21 protein-coding genes are annotated in these 20436 nt (G+C 64.2%); 3 read left to right on the top strand and 18 right to left on the bottom strand.

The annotated features are described in order from the left end of the window. Positions 1-89: 89 nt before the first annotated feature. The 12 genes from Q4T40_22660 to Q4T40_22605 form a co-directional block, all read right to left on the bottom strand. Positions 90-848, bottom strand: a complete 759-nt coding sequence (locus Q4T40_22660; protein MDT8904046.1) for a polysaccharide deacetylase family protein — start codon at positions 846-848, stop codon at positions 90-92. Continuing rightward, positions 849-1787: a DNA-binding protein WhiA gene (whiA, locus tag Q4T40_22655; GenBank protein ID MDT8904045.1), complete on the bottom strand. Its 939-nt coding sequence runs from the start codon at positions 1785-1787 to the stop codon at positions 849-851. It abuts the gene before it with no gap. A 29-nt stretch (positions 1788-1816) separates the two neighbouring features. Then, positions 1817-3190: a YvcK family protein gene (locus Q4T40_22650; protein ID MDT8904044.1), complete on the bottom strand. Its 1374-nt coding sequence runs from the start codon at positions 3188-3190 to the stop codon at positions 1817-1819. A gap of 297 nt (positions 3191-3487) precedes the next feature. Beyond that, positions 3488-4366, bottom strand: coding sequence for an RNase adapter RapZ (gene rapZ / locus Q4T40_22645; protein MDT8904043.1), 879 nt, complete (start codon positions 4364-4366; stop codon positions 3488-3490). 69 nt (positions 4367-4435) lie between these two features. Beyond that, positions 4436-5164, bottom strand: coding sequence for a phosphatase (locus Q4T40_22640; protein MDT8904042.1), 729 nt, complete (start codon positions 5162-5164; stop codon positions 4436-4438). Between the two features lie 139 nt (positions 5165-5303). Continuing rightward, complete coding sequence (locus tag Q4T40_22635; protein ID MDT8904041.1) at positions 5304-5966, bottom strand: HEAT repeat domain-containing protein; 663 nt, start codon at positions 5964-5966, stop codon at positions 5304-5306. 81 nt (positions 5967-6047) lie between these two features. Continuing rightward, on the bottom strand, positions 6048-7391 hold the full coding sequence (gene bioA / locus Q4T40_22630) for an adenosylmethionine--8-amino-7-oxononanoate transaminase (GenBank protein ID MDT8904040.1): 1344 nt from the start codon (positions 7389-7391) through the stop codon (positions 6048-6050). After that, positions 7378-8124, bottom strand: coding sequence for a dethiobiotin synthase (gene bioD / locus Q4T40_22625; GenBank protein MDT8904039.1), 747 nt, complete (start codon positions 8122-8124; stop codon positions 7378-7380). The genes bioA and bioD overlap by 14 nt, the downstream gene beginning before the upstream one ends. Continuing rightward, a complete protein-coding gene (bioF, locus tag Q4T40_22620; GenBank protein MDT8904038.1) occupies positions 8124-9299 on the bottom strand; it encodes an 8-amino-7-oxononanoate synthase in 1176 nt (391 codons plus the stop codon). Before bioF ends, bioD begins: the two co-directional genes overlap by 1 nt. 2 nt (positions 9300-9301) lie before the next feature. Continuing rightward, positions 9302-10066, bottom strand: a complete 765-nt coding sequence (locus tag Q4T40_22615; GenBank protein ID MDT8904037.1) for a 6-carboxyhexanoate--CoA ligase — start codon at positions 10064-10066, stop codon at positions 9302-9304. Beyond that, positions 10050-10538: a hypothetical protein gene (locus Q4T40_22610; protein MDT8904036.1), complete on the bottom strand. Its 489-nt coding sequence runs from the start codon at positions 10536-10538 to the stop codon at positions 10050-10052. The genes Q4T40_22615 and Q4T40_22610 overlap by 17 nt, the downstream gene beginning before the upstream one ends. A gap of 169 nt (positions 10539-10707) precedes the next feature. Then, positions 10708-11505 carry a Cof-type HAD-IIB family hydrolase gene (locus Q4T40_22605; protein ID MDT8904035.1) on the bottom strand — a complete coding sequence of 266 codons (798 nt, stop codon included), beginning with the start codon at positions 11503-11505 and terminating at the stop codon, positions 10708-10710. Positions 11506-11601: 96 nt separating this feature from the next. Between Q4T40_22605 and Q4T40_22600 the strand changes: the two genes are divergently transcribed. Then, entirely contained in the window at positions 11602-12261 is a 660-nt protein-coding gene (locus tag Q4T40_22600; GenBank protein MDT8904034.1) for a hypothetical protein, read from the top strand. A gap of 48 nt (positions 12262-12309) precedes the next feature. On the opposite strand, the gene Q4T40_22595 is transcribed toward Q4T40_22600, so the two are convergent. From Q4T40_22595 to Q4T40_22570, 6 genes are all read right to left on the bottom strand, one after another. Next, complete coding sequence (locus tag Q4T40_22595) at positions 12310-12654, bottom strand: phage holin family protein (protein MDT8904033.1); 345 nt, start codon at positions 12652-12654, stop codon at positions 12310-12312. A 289-nt stretch (positions 12655-12943) separates the two neighbouring features. Beyond that, complete coding sequence (locus Q4T40_22590; GenBank protein MDT8904032.1) at positions 12944-13453, bottom strand: methylated-DNA--[protein]-cysteine S-methyltransferase; 510 nt, start codon at positions 13451-13453, stop codon at positions 12944-12946. Further along, on the bottom strand, positions 13440-14255 hold the full coding sequence (locus Q4T40_22585) for an ABC transporter ATP-binding protein (GenBank protein MDT8904031.1): 816 nt from the start codon (positions 14253-14255) through the stop codon (positions 13440-13442). Before Q4T40_22585 ends, Q4T40_22590 begins: the two co-directional genes overlap by 14 nt. Continuing rightward, entirely contained in the window at positions 14255-15067 is an 813-nt protein-coding gene (locus Q4T40_22580) for an ABC transporter permease (protein ID MDT8904030.1), read from the bottom strand. The genes Q4T40_22585 and Q4T40_22580 overlap by 1 nt, the downstream gene beginning before the upstream one ends. A 121-nt stretch (positions 15068-15188) precedes the next feature. Continuing rightward, positions 15189-16196, bottom strand: coding sequence for an aliphatic sulfonate ABC transporter substrate-binding protein (locus tag Q4T40_22575; GenBank protein MDT8904029.1), 1008 nt, complete (start codon positions 16194-16196; stop codon positions 15189-15191). A 329-nt stretch (positions 16197-16525) separates the two neighbouring features. Then, complete coding sequence (locus tag Q4T40_22570) at positions 16526-17539, bottom strand: alpha-hydroxy-acid oxidizing protein (GenBank protein ID MDT8904028.1); 1014 nt, start codon at positions 17537-17539, stop codon at positions 16526-16528. 161 nt (positions 17540-17700) lie between these two features. Here Q4T40_22570 and Q4T40_22565 point away from each other — a divergent pair, with 161 nt between their 5' ends. Further along, on the top strand, positions 17701-18240 hold the full coding sequence (locus Q4T40_22565; GenBank protein ID MDT8904027.1) for a DUF3231 family protein: 540 nt from the start codon (positions 17701-17703) through the stop codon (positions 18238-18240). 154 nt (positions 18241-18394) lie between these two features. Continuing rightward, positions 18395-20362 carry a methyl-accepting chemotaxis protein gene (locus Q4T40_22560; protein ID MDT8904026.1) on the top strand — a complete coding sequence of 656 codons (1968 nt, stop codon included), beginning with the start codon at positions 18395-18397 and terminating at the stop codon, positions 20360-20362. Positions 20363-20436 lie beyond the last annotated feature (74 nt).

The following is a 20436-nucleotide window of genomic DNA, read 5'->3' as shown; positions in this document are numbered from 1 at the left end:
TCTATTTGTTATGTAAATAAAACGGGTGCCAGGAAATTATCGCCGCCGCTGCCGGCATAGGAAAAGGGACGCCCCCGCGGACGCCCACCTCATAGCCCCAACTTTTCGTATACGTTGGCCCGCAGCAATCGCAGGCGAAACTCCAGCAGCCCCCACCGGCTGCGGGGGATGTTGATCCGCTTCAAAGCGTACAGATCGTCGCCGGGATTATTGAGCCCCAGCCTGGTGCTCACCGCCGCCCGGTACCCGACGGCCTGCAGCGCTTCTTCCGAAGCCGCGTCATAACGGCCGAACGGGTAGGCGAAGAAGCGAACCGGCGCATCCAGCCGCCATTCCAGCCCTTCCTTCGACGCCGCAACATCCCGCAGCCGCTCGTCGGCCGGCAGCTCGGGCAGCGCCCGGTGCGCCAGGGAATGGGAGCCAATCTCGGTGCCCGCCGCCCGCAGCGCCTTCACCTCGTCCCAGGTAAGATACGGCCGCTCGCCGAGGAAATCGGTGACCACGAACACCGTCGCCCGCATGCCGTATTTGGCCATGATCGGCAGCGCTGTGTAATAATTGTCGGCGTACCCATCGTCGAAGGTAATGACCACCGGCCGCGCCGGCAGAGGTTTCCCCGCTGTCAGGCGGCCGAAGAGATCGGCCATCGTGATCGCCGTGTAGCCCTTGTCCGCCAGGTAAGCCATCTGCCGCTCGAAGTCGGCCGGCGCCACGCTGTAGGCTTCCTCCGTGTCGCCCACCTTGTGATAGGACAGGATGGGCACGCCGGCGGCGGGCCACGCCGCCCACACGGCGGCCAGGATAATAAGCGCGGCGCCGACAGCGGCGCCCCTCGACAGCAGCTTCATCTATTCCTTCCCTTCCAGGTCGCGGGCGATCTGTTCCAGTTTCCGCAAGCGGTGATTCATGCCCGACTTGCCAACCCGTCCGTCCGCCAGATCGACCAACTCCTGCAGCGTGGCCTCCTGGTGGGCGAGACGCAGCTCGGCCGCCTCCTGCAGGCTGGGCGGCAGCTTGTCCAGCCCCATGCGGGCCGCGACCAGCCTGATGCTCTCCACCTGCCGCACCGCGGCGTTCACCGTCTTCTGCAGATTGGCCGTCTCGCAATTCACCAGCCTGTTCACCTGGTTGCGCATATCCTTGACCACCCGCACGTTCTCGAACGCGAACAGGGCGTTATGGGCGCCGATGATGCGCAGCAGGGAGGTTATCGCGTCGCCGTCCTTGAGATAAACGACGAAATCCTGCTTGCGGTCGGTCATCCGGGCCGGCAGTCCGAACGACTTCAGCAGCCGCACCAGCGTCTTGGCGAAATCGTGGTTGCCGGTCACCAGTTCGAGATGATACTCCCCCTCGGGCCTGCTCACCGATCCGCCGCCGAGGAAGGCGCCCCGAAGATACGCCCGGCGGCAGCAGGCCTTGCGCAGCAGGCCCATGTCGCGGCCGGCGTTGATGACCTCGCCCCGCATGATGCCGAGCTCGGCCAGCAGCTTGGCCACCACCGGCGACGGCGCCACCCTCACATGATACGAATTGGCCTTTTTCAGCCGGCGGGCGCGGGTAACCACCACCTCGGTGGCAAGGCCAAAACCATGCTTGATGAGCGTCAGCGCCTTACGGGCCACCGCCGCGTTCTCAGTCGTAAAGTTGACGCCTACGGTATTGTGGCCGCTGATAAGCATCGTGCCGCCCATCCTCATAAGGGCGGCAAGCTCGGCGACGTGGCAGCAGCTCTGCTCGTCCGTCACCCTGGCCAGTTCGTTTTTCACATCCGTGGAAAAGGACACCCAAGCTCACTCCATGACTAGCAGCTATCTTACCGGCGACTGTCGTCGCCGTTTTTAAGCTCCTTGATGTTATCGGCGATCAGGTAATAATCCAGCAGCTTCATCCGCTCCGAACTCGCCTTGAGCCGGAAAACCATCTCCATGATCGTCTGCGACAGCTTTACGGGATCGTGGCGCACCAGCACCGTCTCGCTGATAAGGTTGGCCTTCACCGTCTTGACGCCGAGAACCTCCAGCGCCTCGGTGTCCACCGTCACCGGATACGCGGCCTGGCGGGCGTAAACCGCCTGCAGGTGGGACGCGACCGCCTGGTCGTTCACCACCACGTAATCGATCAGCCCCGGGCCGACATGATCGAAAATCGCCTGGACGTGGCGCGACGCCGTATAGCCGTCCGTCTCCCCCGGCTGGGTCATCACATTGCAGATATAGATCTTCACCGCCTGGGTGCGGCGCAGCGCGTCGGCGATGCCGCCGACCAGCAGGTTGGGGATGACGCTGGTGTAAAGGCTGCCGGGCCCCAGGATGCAGGCGTCGGCGTTCTCGATCGCCTCGATGGCGCTTGCCACCGGCGGGGCGTCCTCCGGCCTGATAAACACCCGCTTGATAACCTTGCCGGCGAGCGGAATGCACGACTCGCCCTCCACCACGCTGCCGTCCGTCATCTCCGCCGCCAGGCGGATGGTCTGGGCCGACGACGGCAGCACCTGGCCCCTAACCGCCAGAACCTTGCTCGATTCCTTCAGCGCCAGCTCCACATCGCCCAGCACCTCGGTCATCGCGGCGATGAACAAATTGCCGAAGCTGTGCCCGGCCAGGTCGCCCGCACCGCCGAAGCGGTGCTGGAACAACTTCTCCATCAGCGGCTCGGTATCGGCCAGCGCCACCAGGCAACTCCTGAGATCGCCCGGCGGGATGATGCCGAGGTCGTTGCGGATACGTCCCGACGAGCCGCCGTCGTCGGCCACCGTCACGATCGCCGTGATATTGCTCGTTACGCCCTTGATGCCCCTCAGGAGCACCGACAGCCCGGTGCCGCCGCCGAGGACCGCCACCGCCGGTCCCCGGTTGAGCTTGCGCTTCTGGAAGATGATCTCCACAAGCTTATCTGACCCCTCCGGCAGCAGCACACTGACCACCGAGCGAATGATCTGGCGGGTGGAAAACGTCATCACCGCCAGTCCGAGGACGAAAATGACCGTGCCGGCCACCGTCGTCACGGCGTAATAATACTTACCCGTGGCGCGGTAAAACAGCTTGAAAATATTCTCCTCTACCACGCCGATGTATTTATAGTTGAAGACAATGGCAAGCCCCAGGCTGGCGGCGATGACGCCCAGCGAAAAGAGCAGCAGCCATCTTTTGAGCTTCATGCCGGGGTATAACCACTTCAGGTAGTTCACGCCATGCTCCTGGGGAACCGGCGATAAGCTTCGTATCGCGGCGTTGCCTTCGCCGCCGTCATCCTCGGCGTACGTCTGTGTACGCCTCCGGTGCCGTGGCTCGGCGCCTTGCGCTACTCGCTTCTAGCCAGTTCGTGTATTTCCGGGACACGTTTAGGCGAGCGGCTGTTCAGAAGCAAGCGTCGCAAGGCGCAACAAGTCTGACACCGGAAGCGTACTCGAACGTACGCTGAGGATGGCAGACGCAGTTGCAACGCCGCGAGGCGACGCTTATCAACAGCCGCCGATGTATCGAAACTAGACTTCCAGCACGTTATGCTTGATATCCCGGTGCTCCACACCCACCCTGTAGCCCTTCTTCTTCAGCCCCTCGTAAATCTTCTCGGCCACGAACACCGAACGGTGCAGCCCGCCGGTGCAGCCCACGGCAATAATCAGTTGTCCCTTGCCCTCCTTGACATAGTTGGGCACCAGGAAATCGATCAGGCCGCCGAGCTTGTCGAGGAACTGGTGGGTGATCGGCCACTTGCCGATATAATCGCTGACGTCGGTCTCCTTCCCGCTCTTGCGCCTAAGCGACTCAACATAGAACGGGTTGGGCAGGAACCGCACGTCGAACACCATGTCGGCGTCCAGCGGGATGCCGTACTTGAACCCGAACGACACCACCGTAACCGTCATCCGGTCGCTCTCGCGCTCGCCGGCGAACAAAGCGGTGATCTTCTCCTTGAGCTGGGCCGTGGCCAGGTCGGACGTGTCGATGATGTGGGTGGCGCGGCCGCGGATATGCTCCAGGCGCTCGCGCTCGCGGCTGATGCCCTCGCTCACCCGGCCGAAGGGGGCCATGGGGTGGCGACGGCGCGACTCCTTATAGCGGCGGATGAGCGTTTCGTCCGACGCCTCCAGGAAAAGGATCTCGTACATGAACCCCTGGGTCTCCAGGTCCTCGAGCACCTGCACAAGAGTGTCGAAAAACTCGCCGCCGCGGATGTCGACCACCAGGGCGATCTTGCTCACCCGGCCCGCGGACTGCACGCACAGCTCCGCGAACTTGGGAATAAGCGTCGGCGGCAGGTTATCCACGCAGAAATAGCCCAGGTCCTCCATCGCGCGGACAACCTGGGTCTTGCCCGCCCCAGACATGCCGGTTATGACAACAAGGCGAAAGTTATCCATTCTTCCCCCACCACCTGCGACCGTTTATCCCCCCGTCTGCGGGATTCTAAACAGTCTAAGCTTATAACGTCACTTCGTCGGTCTTTTATCCCTGCGCTCCTTCAGGTAGCGCGTGATTGCCTCCACCGAGGTATTGAGCACGTTGGCCGGATCGATGCCGTTCCTGGCGACGATCTCGGCGGCCGCGCCGAAGTCGCCCACCGAATAAGCAAAATGGCTGTCCGAGCCCATCAGGATCTTGCAGCCGTACTCCTTCGCCAGGCAGGCGATGTGGTCGCAGTGGGGCAGGCTGCCCTTGCGCGAGACGGTCAGCGAACTGTTGTTGATCTCCAGGGCCACGCCCTGCTCCGCCGCCTCCCGGACCACCGCCTCCTCGTCGATGAGATACTCCGGGTTCCCCGGATGCACGATAACGTCCACCCAGGGGTTCCTGATCGTATTGACCATCATCGCCGTGTTCTCGGCCACCGTGCCGTACGGAGCGCAGAAGGTGTGCAGCCCCGCCAGCACCACCTCCATCTTCGCCAGGCGGCCCTCGTCGAGATCGAGCGTCCCGTCGCGGTCCATAACGTTCGCCTCCACGCCCTTCAGCACCCTTACGCCGAAGAGACTCTCAGGCATGCAAAACTGATTGCTGAAATGGTAGGCGTGCGGCCCGCCCGGCATCGCCGGCCCGTGATCGGTGACGGCGATCATCTCCAGCCCCCGGTCGGCGGCGGCGCGGGCGACCTCCAGCACCGTGCTGTAAGCATGGCCGCTGGCGACAGTGTGAACATGCAGGTCGGCTACGAACCGCATCGTATCCCCCCTTATATATATCCAATTATAGGCCAATTTTGCTCAAAAAGCAAAAATGACCGCTGATAAGCCCCCGTCTGCGGCGTTGCTCCTCGGGTTCACTGCGCCTTGCATCCAGGGGCTTGTGAGCGGTCGCGGCTCAATTGGGGGAACCCGCCCTAGCCTGTCCCATCCTCACCAGGCTCTCGGCGGCGATCGCGCCGACCGTGCGCCGGCGGTACACACCGTCGCCCTCGTACACCGCCGCCTCGGCGGCGTCGTCCATGAGGGCCGTCAACGCGGCCGCCGCCTCCGGAACGCGCAGCGCCCCCAGGCACCACGCGGCGTAAGCACGGATGGAAGCGCTGGCGTGTCCGAGAGCATCAAGCAGGAAAGGGACGTACTCGGCCGCCAGGTCGCTCCGGGCGCTGCCCACCGCGGCCACCGACCAGATAAACTCCGGGTAAATGTTCACATCGTCGTGGAACGGACAGATCATCGACAGGTAGCCGGCGAACAGCTCGGGCCGGGCGGCGATCACCGCGCCGATCGCCCCCGTCGCCCCCCATGGATTGCCGCCGCTCTCGTCGTTCAGCGTCCACAGCAGGCGGCGGATCAGGTCGCGCGTCTTCTCCGGGTTGTCGGCGGCCATCCTGCCCCCCCAGCGGCCAAGAGCGTCGATCGCCAGCCAGTGCGCGTAATCGTCGGCGTCGTAGAGCAGACCGATGAGGACGCGCAGCACGCGCCGGTCGATGAGCGCCAGCCGGACGACCTCCTCCCAGTCCCGTTCGTAAAGCAGTCTTTTCACACCTTCGCGATTCAAAGCGGATCACCTCGGGGATGACGTCTTATCGCCTCGACAGGCGATACATTATACTTCTCCCGCCACGCCCCGAACCCCTGCTCACTCCCCCGTCACCTCATCGATCGCCCGGCGGACGATCGCCGTCATCTCGCCGATCTCAGCCGCCGTGCTGGCGAGCGGCGGCATCAGGATAACCACGTCCCCCAGAGGGCGGATGATGAGGCCGTACCGCCGGGCGTGTCGGCACACCCTGGCGCCCATGGCCGCCTCCGCCGGGTAGGGGACGCCGCCCGCGCGGTCCTGCACCAGCTCGATGCCGATCATCAGCCCGCACTGGCGGACGTCGCCCACATGCGCCAGCAGCCGCAAAGCGTCCAACTGCTCGCGGGCGGCCGCTATCTTGGCCGGCAGCCCCGCCAGCACCTTCTCCTCGCGGAACACCCGGAGGTTGGCGAGCGCCGCGGCGCAGGCCAGCGGATTGCCGGTGTAGGAATGCCCGTGGAAAAAAGTCTTCTGCTCAGTGTGGCTGCCCAGGAAAGCCTCGAAAACCTCCGTAGTCGTTAGTGTCGCCGCCAGCGGCAGATAGCCGGCGGTGATGCCCTTGGCCACCGTCATGATATCGGGGCTGACCCCCTCGTGCTCGCAGGCGAACATCCTGCCCGTCCGGCCGAAGCCGGTGGCCACCTCGTCTACGATCAGCAGCACGCCGTATCTTTTCGTCAGCTCGCGGACACCCTTGAGGTACCCGGGCGGGTGGGTGAGCATCCCGGCCGCCCCCTGCACCAGCGGCTCCATCACCACCGCGGCGATCTCGCCGTGGTCCCTGGCGAGAATATCCTCCATCGCCGCCAGGCAAGCCATGCCGCACCGCTTGGGGTCGCCGGCCAGGCGGCAGTGCCGGCAGCTCGGCGACGGCGCCTGGACCGTCGGAAACAGCAGCGGCGCGAAGATCCGGTGGAAAAGATCGATGCCCCCTACGCTCACTGACCCGATCGTGTCGCCGTGGTAGGCGTTCGCCAGCGTCACGAACCTGCGCTTCGTCGCCACGCCCTTCAGCTGCCAGTATTGATACGCCATCTTGACGGCGATCTCCACCGCCGTCGACCCGCTGTCGGAATAGAAAACCTTTGCCAGGCCGGGCGGCGCGATGGCCGCCAGCTCCGCCGCCAGCTCCGCCGCCGGCTGGCTTATCAGCCCCAGCATGGTCGTGTGGGCGATCCTGCCTAACTGGTCGATGATCGCCCGGTCGATCGCCTCCTTGCGGTGACCGTGCACATTGAGCCACAGCGACGACACGCCGTCATAGTACATATTGCCGTCGGCGTCGATCAGCCTCACGCCTTCGCCGGCCACGATAACGAGCTGGGGCTCGGCCAGCCAGTCCCGCATCTGGGTGAAAGGATGCCATACGTAGTCCTTGTCCAACCGTTCAGCAGCGTTCATGCCTGTTACCCTCCATCACCTTGAAAATCGCGTCAAGATCGAGATACTTTTCCGCCATTGCCGCCAGCCCCTCCGTCCGGCCCGCCGGCACACTCACCGCCGCGCTGCGCGGCAACCGCCCCAGGACCGGGACCGCCGTCAGCCGTTCGATATACGCGGCGTTCGACCGCTCCAGCACCCCGGCCCGCGCCTCGTCCCAGCAGTTCAGCACCACCCCGGCCACCGTCAGTCCCCGGCGCCGGGCGTAGTCGACCGTCAGCACGGTATGGTTGATCGTCCCCAGGTTGGGCCGCGCCACCACCAGCAGCGGCAGCCCGATTGCCCCGGCCAGATCGGCCACCAGATAATCCTCCCATAGCGGCGCGGCCATGCCGCCCACCCCTTCGACCACCATCAGCCGGTATCTGGCCGCCAGGCGGCGGTAGGCCGCCGTCACCGCCGCCATCTCTATGGTCACGCCGCTTTCCGCCGCCGCCACCGCCGGCGTCAGCGCCGGCGCCAGGCACACCGGATTGACCAGCGGCCGCTCGATCTCCGGCACGCCGGCGGCCCGCATCAGAAAAACGGCGTCCTCGGCCGCCAGGTATCCGGCCGCATCGACGACGCCGCCGGAGGCCAGCGGCTTCATCACCCCCACCGACAGGCCGCGCGCCCTGAGGCCGGCGGCGACCGCCCCGGCCACAACAGTTTTGCCCACCTCGGTATCGGTGGCCGTAACGAATAACCCGGCCATCACCGCCCCTCCTTCCGCAGACCGAGGCGCCCGGCGGCCGCGGCGACCTCCGCCGCCGCCCTGGCCAGCTCGCCCCGCGTGTGGGCCGCCGACACCGTCACCCGCAGGCGGCTCGAGCCGTCAGGCACGGTCGGCGGCCGGATGGCGGACACGACGATGCCAGCCCGGCGCAGGTCGGCGGCCAAAGCCACCGCCACGGCCGCCTCCCCGACCGTCACCGGGATGATCGGCGTCTCCCCCGTCCCTACGGCCAGTCCCGCCGCCGTCAGCGCCCGCCGCAAAAAAACGGCGTTGTCCCGCAGCCTGGCCGTAAGTTCCGGCTCGCCAACCAGCAGGGCGAGGGCCGCGCGGGCCGCCGCCACCGTCGCCGGCGCCAGCGCGGTAGTAAAAATGAAGCTGCGGGCCCTGTTGACCAGATACTCGATCAACACGGCGCTGCCGGCGATATAGCCGCCCTCGGACGCCAGCGCCTTGCTGAGGGTGCCCATCTGCACCGCCACCCGGCCGCCGACGCCGAAAAGAGCCGCCGTGCCCCGGCCGCCGGGCCCCACCACCCCCGTCCCGTGGGCGTCGTCCACCATAACCGCCGCCCCGTAACACCCGGCCACAGCGACAATCTCGTCCACCGGCGCGACATCGCCGTCCATGCTGAACACCCCGTCGGTGACGATGAACCGCTGGCCCCGGCAGGGCGTGGCCGCCAGCTTGGCCGCCAGATCGGCCGGGTCGCAGTGCCGGTAGACGACCGTGCGCGCCTTCGCCAGGCGGCAACCGTCGACAATGCTCGCATGGTTCAGCTCGTCGCTGAAAATAACGTCGTCACCGCCCGCCAGGGCGCCGAGCGTCCCGATGTTGGCCATATAGCCGCTGCCGAACACCAGCGCCGCCTCGGTCCCCTTGAAGGCCGCCAGCTCCTCCTCCAGAGCGGCGTACAGGGCGTGATTGCCGGTTGTGAGGCGCGACCCGCCCGCGCCGCCGCCCAAACGCATGGCGGCGTCGGCCGCCGCCCGGCGCACCGCCGGATGCCTGGTCAGACCGAGATAATCGTTCGACGCCAGCATCAGCGGCGACGAGCCTTCGTCGCGGGCCTCGTCCGCCTCTCCGCAGGCCGTCAGCCGGCGGTGCAGCCCCGCCTCTTTTAGCATATCGAGCCTGGTCCTCAAAAGCGCGTCCACCGTCATTCCTCCCAATCAGCCAGCGTTGCCAGCACCGGCTGGCGCTCCAGATAATCGACAAGCGCGGCGACATCGCAGCCCGGAGCGGCGAAAAACACCCGGCCGCCCACCGGACAGCCGTACTCCTTGAGATGGGCGAACCGGCAATAGCCCAGCCGCGACGCGACATACCCCGCGGTATACTCCGGATCGTCCGACCAGCACAGCTCGGCCGTCACCCCCGGCCCGGCCGCCACCTTGGCCGCCAGCACCAGCGCCTCGCGCACGTGATCGTTGGCCAGACCCCGCCGGCGAAGAGCCGCCAGCAGGGCCGGGCCGTCGGCCGCGTCCATTCGCGACACCCTTACGCCCCGCGCGCCGTTCCCGTCGAGCCGACTGCCGCTGGCGGCGCACAATATCATCGCGCCCCGCATGCTGTCAGGCAAAGCCGCCAGCGCCCCCATGCCGGCCTGCGCCGCCGCCGTGCTCACCCCGGCCCTGACCAACTCCTCCAGAGCCGCTACCCTGCCGGCCGCCACGTCGGCCACCGCCACCGTCTTTACGGCGGGAATCGGCGCCAGCCGCACAGCCTGCGCCGCCACCGTCTCCACCGTGATATTGATGAAATCCGCCCGGCCCCGGCTATGGCCCAGAGCCCGCTCCACCAGCTCACCGGCCAGCGCCGCCGCTTCGCCCGGCGGCACCAGCCGTTCCGCCCCCGATATATGGCGTCCCCCCGCGGCATGATCTCCGCCCTGGGCAGCCCTCATCCTAACGCTGTAATACATCGTCCAGCCTCGCCGTCGCCGTCTTAACCTTCCGCAGCAAAACCGTCAGCGGCCACGCCGCCAGGGCGGTGTACGCCATCCCCGGCGCCGCGGCCACGACCAGCGCCGTCGCCGCCTTGCCGACAACCGCGGCCAGCGACAGCCTCGCCACGGCCGACCCGACCGGGCCGGCCAGCGCCACCACCGGCCACGACGTCCCCCCCAGGGCTAGCACGCCGCCGACCGTCAGCCGGAAAACCATGGCGATGAAAACATTGAGGAAATTCTGCGTCCCGAGCGCCAGCCCGATTATGCTGGCGATAACGCCGGCCGTTATGTAGCGGCGAAACCCGAAAACGGCGCACACCGCCACCGCCAGCGGCGCTGACAGTTGAAATTCCGTTCCCGGCACAAGGCCGGGCAACTTGAAAGTCCCGGTAAGGAAAATCAGCGCCGCCAACAGGCCCGTCTCGCTCAACCAGCGGATACCCATACAGCCGCCCCCTTTTGTTAACCTCATTTAATAATTAAGTTTACCTTTTCGGTAAAAGTTTTGGTTAACCTTTAAATACTTTGCGGTTAACCAAATATAAATATACACCAAATTGTGTCACCTGTAAATGAAACAAAAAGAGACTGTCGCAACAGCCTCTTCAACTCGCCTATTTCAGCACATACTTCTCGATCGCCGCCGCCACGCCGTCGGCGTCGTTGGCGTCCGTCACCGCCCGGGCGGCCGCCTTAACCCGCTCGCTGGCGTTGCCCATCGCCACCCCCAGGCCGGCGTACGCGATCATATCCAGGTCGTTGCTCGAATCGCCGATCGCCATCACCTCGGACCTGTCGATCCCCAGGCTCCCGGCCAGGAAAGCGAGGGCTGCCCCCTTGTTGGCGGCCGGATCGGTCATTTCCAGGTAATTGGTCTTCGAAGCCGCCGTATACACCCGGTCGCCGCCGACGGCGCGAACGGCGGCCTCGATCGCCGGGATATCGGCCGGGTCGGCCATCGCCAGCAGCTTGGTCGGCGGCCCGGCCGGCGACCACAGCTCGTCCCCCACCGGCACCGCCGTAACGCCGGCGATCGTCTCGTACAGGCGGGCGTTGTCGTCCCGCTCCCGCACATACAGGACATCGTCGAGGTATACCTGCACGTACCAGCCGCGCTCCCGGCACAGCGCCAGCAGCTTGCCGGCTGCCGCCATATCGAGCGGCAGATGGCGGAGCGTCTCCCCCGAGAGGCCGCACTTTATCAGCGCCCCGTTATATGTTATCAGCGGCACGTCCAGCCCCAGCTGCCGCGCGTACGGCAGCGCCGAGCGGAACATCCGCCCGGTGGCCACCGTCACCGTCACGCCCTGCGCCATCGCCGCCGTGATCGCGGCGCGGGCCCGGGGCGAAATAGTGCGGCTATGATCGAGTAGCGTGTCGTCGAGATCGACGGCGATCAGTTTAATAGGCATCGAGAATCCTCCATGTCAGGATAAATTTTCCAAGCATCATTTTTGGCGCCGACTGCATAGTCTAGCTATAGATTCCAGGGAAAGGAGGTGTAAGGAATGAAAAAATTCGCGGTAATCCTCGCGGTGCTGCTTTGCACCCTCATGACGGCGGGCGTAACGACGGCCAGCCCGCTCACCGACTACTCGGCCGGCAAGGTGGCCCTCGACGTCAACTGGACGCCCCGCCTCGACATCGAAGCCGAAGACGGGACCATCGACGGCAAGAACGCCAACTTCGACTACGGCCTCACCGCCGGTCTCGGCGGCAAATGGGCCATCCAGTACCGCTACTTCAACCCCGTCAGCAAAGACTACTTCGTAGATTACGGCAGCCTTACCGGAAACTACCACGCCGGCGTCAGGAGCCAGGAAGTCAACATCCTCTACAAGCTTGACAAGAATCTGTCCGCCTTCGCCGGCTGGCACCAGGCCAAAATCACCACCAACGCCCCGGGCTTTTCGCTCGACAATAAGAGCACCTGGCAGGCCGGCCTCATCGGCACGACCGCGCTCGGCAAAAAAACCACCCTCTACGGCATCGTCGGCGCCGGCGGCAGCTTGTTCAACGCCGAAGCCGGCTTCGCCTACGCCCTCTCCAAAGACCTCGACGCCAACCTCTTCTACCGCTACAAGCGCATCGACGACTTGAAGGTCAACGGCTACGACCTCGACACCACCACCAAGGGCTTCGGCCTCGGCCTCACCTACAAGTTCTAGACTAAAAGGCGCCTCGACCGAGGCGCCTTTTTCCTTGCCGATTATATCCTACCGGTCTTGAATTACCCTCGTCACAGTATAGCTGCACAGCGTCATCAGCACGATCCCCGCCAGCGGCGCCAGAAAACTCGACACCTGGAACCCCGGCAGCGCCTTGAACACCGCCAGTGGCGCCAGGAGGTTGGTGAAAAAGGCGCACGCCCCCACCGTCACCGCGTTCAAGGGCATCGCCGCCAGCGTAATGAACGGCCTGATCGCCGCGTTAGCGGTGCCGATGATAGCCGCCCCCAGCAGCGTCCCCCCCAGGGTATCGACGAAGATACCCGGCAGTTCGACGACGATGGTGCAGATTATTATCGCGTTGATGAGAATCCTCAGCAGAAAACCCGCCACTTTAACGCGCGACCTCCCGGTCCGTTTTGCCAATACAGTTATTATATCCTCAGGGACAAAAATATGGCAACATCTTTTTCTTTTTTCGGCCGTTGATAAACCCCCATCTGCTGCGCACCCGCAAGGGGTAGGCCGCCACGCTAACCGCTAAAGCGCTAAGAGTGGCGCACTTGCTCCTCGGCGGTCTTGTTCGGCGTACGCAACCAAGTACGCCGTCTCTGCGCCGCCTGCGGTGCGCCTAGCATCCGGGGGTTTCTGTACGGCCTTGGGCCTTTTCTAAGGGGAGCGGTCAGCGGTCCAAATAAGTAACGGACTCCAAATCCAATAGCGCCTTCTTCCTGTCCAGCCCCCCGCCGAAGCCGACCAACGCGCCGTTCGCCCCCACCACGCGGTGGCAAGGCACGACGACCGGCGTGCGGTTGATATGCAGCGCCCCGCCCACGGCGCGGGCAGCCTTGGGCGAGCCGACAGCCTTCGCCACCTGGCCGTAGCCCTCGACCACGCCGTAAGGGATGGCCGCCGTATGGCGCAGCACCGCCGCCTGGAAAGGCGTGTAGCCGCCCCAGTCCACCGGCACGGTGAAGTCCAGCTTTTCGCCGGCGAAATAACGCTTAAGCTCGCGGTCGAGGGCATCCGCCCACGCGGGGTACGCCTCCGCCGCCCCGGCCATGTCGGTCTTCAGGGAAGCCAGCGCCTCCTCCGCCGACGCGCGGGGGAAAGACAACGCCCACAGGCCGTCCGCCGACCACACCGCGGCGACCTTGCCCCAGTCCGTCGCAAAGATGCTATACTTCCTCATCGCGCCCGCCTCCCATAAGCTCCAGGCTGTTGGCCGCCTTCCAGCTCTCCTCGCGGATCAGTCCGAGAATCTCCTTCTTGATGCCGAGAAACACGTCCGACACCTTGATATCGTAGCTGCGCGGCCGCGGCAGGGGCACGGCGATGCGGGCCTTGATCCTCCCCGGGCGGGCCGTCATCACGTACACCGTGTCGCCCATGAACACCGCCTCGTCGACATCGTGGGTGACGAACAGGATGGTCTTGTGCGACTCCTCCCACACGCTCAGCAGCAGCTCCTGCATCACCGCCCGCGTCTGAGCGTCGAGCGCCCCGAACGGCTCATCCATCAGCAGCACCTGCGGGTCGTTGGCCAGCGCGCGGGCGATCGCCACCCGCTGCTTCATCCCCCCGGAAAGCTGGGCGGGATAAGCCTTCTCAAACCCCTTCAGACCGATCTTGGCGATATAATGGGCGGCGATGTCCCGGCGCTCTTCCTTCGGGCGTCCGGCCACGTCGAGGCCGAACTCGATATTCTCCGCCACCGTCAGCCACGGGAACAGCGTATAACTCTGGAAAACCATGCCGCGGTCCTTGCCCGGCCCGTGAATCTCCCGGCCGTCGAGTTCCACCCGGCCGCTCGAAGTCTCCTCCAGGCCGGCGATGATCTTCAGAATGGTCGACTTGCCGCAGCCCGACGGCCCGAGGATAGTTATGAACTCGCTCTCGGCCACGCTGAAATCGGTGTTCTCCAGCGCCGTGACCCGGCGGTCCGGGCCGCCGAAAACCTTCGAAACATTCTCAACCAGCAGTTTGGCGCTCACTACGCGGCACCCCCTTTGCCCAGCCACGGGAAGAGGCGGCCATACAGCCACTTGAACAGCACGTCAATGATGATGCCGATGATGCCGATCACCACGATGCCGACGATGATGTTCGACGTCTTCAGAAAACGCTGCGACTGCATGATCATGTACCCCAGCCCCGAGCTCGCGGCGACGATCTCGGCCACCACCAGATAAGTCCAGGCCCAGCCGAAGGTTATTCTGAGCGTATCCACGATCCCCGGCAGGCTGGCCGGCAGAATGACGCGCCGGAAGACGCCGCGCTGGGACACGCCCAGCGTGTACGCCGTATTGATAAGGTCGATGGACACGTTCTTGGTCACGTCCATCACCATCAGTGTCAACTGAAAGAAAGTGCCGAAAAAGATCACCGCGATCTTCTCGCTCTCGCCGATCCCCAGCCAGAGGATGAACAGCGGGATGAACGCCGACGCCGGCATATAGCGGATAAAGCCCAGCAGCGGCTCGAAAAAGGCCTCGAACGTCTTCAGGCTGCCCATCAGCACCCCCAGGGGCACGCCGATGACCGCCGCCAGCAGAAACCCGGCCGACACGCGCATCACGCTCGCCAGCACGTCGCTCAGCAGATCGAACTCGGCGAACAGCGTCACCGCGCTCGTCACGATCGCGTCCGGCGTCGGCAGGAAGAGCGGCGGCACGAAGGCGCCGTACGTCAGCGCCGACCACACCAGCAGCAGCAGGGCGAACGCCACCACGCTGCACAACGCGTACAGGTGGGGCGGGATAGCGGCTTTCGGAACGAAGATTTTACTCCTGGACAAAACTACCACATTTCCTTTCCGGGGAAACTTCAACAATAATTATACCACAGCCTGCGACCAAGCGGCTGCCAAAAAAGAGAGGCTGCCCCAAGGCCCCTGCCTTCGGCGCAACCTCTCCGCTGCTGTGCGTTTACTTCTTGATTTTCTCGATAAAGCTGCTGTCGATGATCTTGGTTACGTCTGGCACCGCCTTGAGAACCTTCTGATCGACGTAGAACTGGGCGGCCTTCTTGGTCACCGCGTACATCGGACCGGGCTTGGCGGCCGTGCCGTAGAACTCGAGGCAAGCCTTGAGATCATAGAATTTCAGCGTCGGGAAGTCGGAAGCCACATCCTCCGGCTTCATCTTCATGCCCTCGGCCACCATCTTGCTGGCCTCGCCAGGGTTCTTGATCAGGAAGGCGGTCGCCTCGGCCATCGCCTCGACGATTTTCTGGACGGTTTCAGGGTTGGCCTTCACATAATCTTCCTTAAACACCAGCACATCGGCGATCAGGCCGGGGGTGTCCTTGGAGGTGGCCATGAGCTTGCCGCCCGCTTTCACGGCCTTGCTCAGGTGCGGCTCCCAGGTCACGGCGGCGTCGACCTTGCCGGCCATGAACGCGGCGGCCGCTTCCGAAGCCTTCATGTCCACGGGGACGATATCGCTTTCCTTCATGCCGTTCTTGGCCAGCAGTTCGGTCAGCATCAGGTGGGAAGCCGAGCCCTTGTGATAAGCCACCTGCTTGCCCTTCAGGTCGGCGTAGGTCTTGATGGCCGGCTTGACCAGCAGGCCGTCCGCACCCGCCGAGGAATCGAACGCCCATACATACTTAAGCGGCAGGCTTTCGGCAGCCGAAATCGAAACATCGATCGACGCAGCCATACCCTGGATCTTGCCGGCGGCCAGCGCCTGCTTGCGGTCGCCGACCCCTTCGATCGCCTGCACCTCGACATCAAGGCCGCGGGCCTTGAACATACCCTTGGACTGGGCCACGAACAACGCCGCATAACCGGTCCACGGCGTGTAAGCGATGATAACCTTCTGCGGCGCGGCCGGCTTGGCCGGCGTCGCGGGCTTGCTTGAGCCGCAGCCGGCGAGCACGGCGGTCAGAGCGAACACCACCGCCAGCGCCAGCGCCAAATACTTTTTCTTCATGAGAATATCCCCTCCCAAACAGAATGAGTATATATTCTATATGCCGAGAGGATATCCTGCTAACACTTTAAACAATTAAAACTTTAGAACAATACTAGGGGAACGTTGATAACACCCCATCTACGGCGTTACTCCTCGGCTGCGGGCTCGGCGTACGCACCAAGTACGCCATCGCGCCGCAGCCTCCGGTGCGCCTTGTATCTGGGGCGTTCTGAACGTTCCCGGCAATAAGACGCTATAGGCCGCGGGGAGCGCATAGTCTGCGCTCTTCCCCCTCTCCCAAATACAAAAGCCGCCGGACCAATGCCCGGCGGCCTTATCATTTAGTCTTACCAGAGAATATCTTCCGTCACATCGGCCACGCTCTTCGTGCCGGTCAGCACCATCGCCGCCCTCAGCTCGGCGGCCATCTTGTTCAGCACCATCGCCACCCCTTCGGCCCCGGCGCCCACGCCGCCGATCGTCACCGGCCGGCCCACCAGCACCGCATCCGCGCCCAGAGCCAGCATCTTCAGCACATCGGCCCCGCTGCGGACGCCGCCGTCCACCAGGATGGTAATCTTGCCCTTCACCGCCTCGGCGATATACGGCAGCACCTCCGCCGTACCAGGCGTGTGGTCGAGCACCCGGCCGCCGTGGTTCGAAACCACGATCGCGTCCACACCCGCCTCCACGCACGCCCGCGCGTCCTCAGGCACCATAATGCCCTTCACGATAAAGGGAATTCGCGTATTCTTCTTGATATACGCCAGCTCGGCCGCCGTCTTCGGACCCACCGGCTGGCCGGCGTTCGTCATATTGATGATCGCCGCCGCGTCGATATCCATCCCGAAGGCCGGCGCCCCGGCGTCGGCCGCCTGGTTGGCCTTCTCGATAATTTTGTCGTTCTCGCGCGGCTTGATTACCGGGATGCCCCGGCCGCCCACCGCGCCGATTGCCTTCAGCCCCGCCTCGAACACATCGGCTATCGGCCCGTCGCCCGTCATGCCCACCGTGCCCGCCTGCTGGCAGCCGCTCACGACCGCCGCCGCATACTCCGGCTCGGTCACCGCCCCGCCCATATTCAGCTTGCCGCCCGCGATCGCCGCGCCGATCACCGGCATCGACAGCTCCAGGCCGAGAACCTTGCACGCCAGCACCGGCTCGCCGACATCGTGCACCACCTTCAGATTAAGGCGATAACCGGCTAAAGCGGCCACATTATTGTGGAAAGAAGTCCCCGTGCCGATCCCGCCCATACCGGGCATCTCCCCCGCGCAGGCCACGCCGTTGCACACCGGGCACACCCGGCACGCCCCGTTGAACTTCTCCCGCGCCGTCTGTTTCAACGTCTTCCAATCCATTCTCGCACCTCCAGCGACTGACAAATTTACTCCGGAAACACAAGCATTCAGACATTATACTTTCGCGCCCGCGCGGCCTACTCCTCCCCCCGTGCATGAAATAACGCCATAATGTCCAAGCTATTAGAGGCACCATCAAAACATACACAGGAGGCATCGCCATGACCATCACCGACAAGCTTATGGCCCAGGCCGACACAGCCCTCAACATGATATTCGACAAAGAACCTCCCAATCAGATCGAAGCCGCCGCACTCTACGCCAGCATCATGGCCGGCCGCCAAAACGTCGCCACCCTCGCCGTCCTCTACAACCACGCCCGCGACACCGACCTCAAGGCGGTCATCAAACGCTCCATCGACGAACAGACCGAATGGCTCACCAGCCGCGCCGAAAAAGTCCTCGCCGCCGCCGGCGCCGAACAGCCCGCCCTGCACTTCATGCGGCGCAACCTCGTCGACCGCCAGCTCGACATCCCCGAAGAAGCCCGTTTCAGCGACCAGGAAATCGCCCTCCTCCTCGCCAACATGGCCAAAACCTCCCAGCTCGCCGTCCTCGGCGCCATGCACAACTGCTACCAGCCCAACCTCGCCAAAATGTATCAGGACGTCCTCGACAAAGCCACCGACTTCAACTACCGCCTCATGCAGCTCACCCTCACCAAGGGCTGGCTGCCTCACCTCCACAAACTTCAGCACTGAACGCCAACCGGGACATCCTCCCGGTTCTTTCTTTTCCTCCCCGAAAACAAATATTGGCAACAATCGACATTTTTTATCCCGCGCACAGGGAATCGACCCATTTATAGCGAATTTTCCCAACAGTCACATTTCTCGCGGGAGGAGAAGATCCGAAGTGAGCATCAAAAACAAATTCCTGACAGTCATGATCGTAGCCCTGCTGGCCGTCACCCTCATGGTCAGCGGCCTCCAACTCTACTCCATCTACTCTGCCGTCGAAAGCGACGCCCTGGCCGCCATGGAAGGGCAAAGCGCCATCCTCGGCCATGAAGTCAACACCTGGTTCATGACCTTCTGGCAGGCCGGCCAGATCCTCGCCAAACAGCCCCAAATGTTCACCAGCGACTTCCAGGCCGTCCAACAGCAGCTCAAGCTTACGCAAAGCAACATGCCCGGCATACTGGCCATCAACGTCACCGACCGTGCCGGCAAAATAATCAACGGCTACCCCTTCGACCCCAAAATCATCGGCACCAGCCTGGCCGACCGGCCCCACTGGAAAGCCGCCATGAGCAACAACCTCATCACCGTCAGCGACGTCATCGTCAGCCGCACGACCGGCAAACAAACCGTCGCCATCGCCTACCCGCTCCTCAACAACCAACTGGAAACCATAGGCGTAATGACCCTCAGCCTCGACCTCACCTTCCTCCAGTTCCTCCTCAACGACCTTAAATCCGGCTACAGCGGCCTGGCCGCCATAATGACCGACAAAGGACGCTTCATCGCCCACAGCGTCGACCAACTCGTCAAAGACGGCAAATCGGCCCCGCCCGAAATCATAGAGCGCTTCCAAGACAGCTCCGGCAAAGCGCATCCCTACACCTCCTCCCTCGGCCAGCCGAGCTACATATCCATCCACCAGTCCACCGGCCCCAACTGGTTCGTAGCCACCTCCCTCCCCAAAAACGAACTCATGAAAGGCTTCTACGGCGGCATCAAAAACAGCGCCATCCTCCTCCTCGCCGCCCTCGTCCTCATCACCCTCGCCGTCTGGTGGCTGATCGGCCGCCTGTTCCGGCCCATCGCCCTCGTCACCGGCGAAGTCGCCAAACTCGGCGCCGGCGACCTCACCCTCTCCGTCGACTATCGCTCCAAAGACGAACTCGGCCGGCTCGCCGCCGCCGTCAACGACACCGTCCGCAACCTGCGCTCCATCGTCGCCACCGTCCAAGGCAACGCCGAAGCCCTGTCCGCCTCCAGCCAACAGCTTGCCGCCACCACCGACGAAGCCGGCCGGGCCGTCGGCCAGGTCGCCCGCACCGCCGGCGAAATCGCCAAAGGAGCCGACGAAACCGGGCACGCCGTAGCAGGCGCCGCCGAGCGCACCGCCGAACTCAACGACCTCGCCGCGACCGTCGCCGACGAAATGCAGACCCTTACCGGCAACGCCAGAGCAATCAGCGACGCCGCCGGCAAAGGCCAGGCCGCCATCGACGAAGCCACCGCCGTCATCCGCGGCATCGCCGACACCACCGCCGCCAACACCCGCCTTGCCGGCGAACTCAACACCAAATCCCAGCAAGTGCGGGAAATCGTCGAAATGATCAACACCATCGCCGGGCAGACCAACCTCCTCGCCCTCAACGCCGCCATCGAAGCGGCCAGAGCCGGCGAACACGGCCGCGGCTTCGCCGTCGTCGCCGAGGAAGTCCGCAAGCTTGCCGAACAATCCGGCCAAGCCGCCGAACAGATAAGCGCCATCATCGGCGACATGCTCGGCGACATCGACGGCGTCGTCCGGGCCTTCGGCGGCACCAGCACCGCCGTCGCCGGCGGAGTCGAAACCATCAACCGCGCCAACGCCAGCTTCAGCGAAATCACCGCCACCGTCGAAATCACCGCCGCCAAAGTCGCCGAAGCCGTAGATATGGCCGACCGTCAGGCCCGCGCCGCGGCCAGCATCAAAGACGCCGTCCAGAACATCGCCGCCGTCGCCGAAGAATCCGCCGCCGCCACCGAAACCACCGCCGCCAGCGCCGAGCAGGTCAACGCCTCCATCGAGGAAATCGCCGCCAGCGCGCAGGCGCTATCCCAAGTAGCCGACGAACTCCAGCGCTCAGTAATGAGATTCAAATTATAGGGGGACTGGCTAAAAAATCCATCTGCTTCGTTGCTCCTCGGCTGCCATCCTCAGCGTACGTTCGTGTACGCTTC

The sequence above is a fragment of the Selenomonadales bacterium 4137-cl genome (assembly GCA_032334055.1).
In the GTDB taxonomy this organism is placed as follows: domain Bacteria; phylum Bacillota; class Negativicutes; order Sporomusales; family UBA7701; genus Anaeroselena; species Anaeroselena agilis.
This window is presented reverse-complemented; position numbering and strand designations above follow the sequence as displayed.

Bases quoted from the DNA above. Each gene is read 5' to 3' on its own strand.
- Q4T40_22610 (MDT8904036.1), bottom strand. From the start codon at position 10,538: ATGGGTATCCGCTGGTTGAGCGAGACGGGCCTGTTGGCGGCGCTGATT.
- Q4T40_22615 (MDT8904037.1), bottom strand. From the start codon at position 10,066: ATGTATTACAGCGTTAGGATGAGGGCTGCCCAGGGCGGAGATCATGCC.
- bioD (MDT8904039.1), bottom strand. From the start codon at position 8,124: ATGGCCGGGTTATTCGTTACGGCCACCGATACCGAGGTGGGCAAAACT.
- Q4T40_22605 (MDT8904035.1), bottom strand. From the start codon at position 11,505: ATGCCTATTAAACTGATCGCCGTCGATCTCGACGACACGCTACTCGAT.
- Q4T40_22640 (MDT8904042.1), bottom strand. From the start codon at position 5,164: ATGCGGTTCGTAGCCGACCTGCATGTTCACACTGTCGCCAGCGGCCAT.
- Q4T40_22570 (MDT8904028.1), bottom strand. From the start codon at position 17,539: ATGGATTGGAAGACGTTGAAACAGACGGCGCGGGAGAAGTTCAACGGG.
- Q4T40_22575 (MDT8904029.1), bottom strand. From the start codon at position 16,196: ATGAAGAAAAAGTATTTGGCGCTGGCGCTGGCGGTGGTGTTCGCTCTG.
- Q4T40_22660 (MDT8904046.1), bottom strand. From the start codon at position 848: ATGAAGCTGCTGTCGAGGGGCGCCGCTGTCGGCGCCGCGCTTATTATC.
- Q4T40_22600 (MDT8904034.1), top strand. From the start codon at position 11,602: ATGAAAAAATTCGCGGTAATCCTCGCGGTGCTGCTTTGCACCCTCATG.
- Q4T40_22565 (MDT8904027.1), top strand. From the start codon at position 17,701: ATGACCATCACCGACAAGCTTATGGCCCAGGCCGACACAGCCCTCAAC.
- rapZ (MDT8904043.1), bottom strand. From the start codon at position 4,366: ATGGATAACTTTCGCCTTGTTGTCATAACCGGCATGTCTGGGGCGGGC.
- bioA (MDT8904040.1), bottom strand. From the start codon at position 7,391: ATGAACGCTGCTGAACGGTTGGACAAGGACTACGTATGGCATCCTTTC.
- Q4T40_22590 (MDT8904032.1), bottom strand. From the start codon at position 13,453: ATGAGGAAGTATAGCATCTTTGCGACGGACTGGGGCAAGGTCGCCGCG.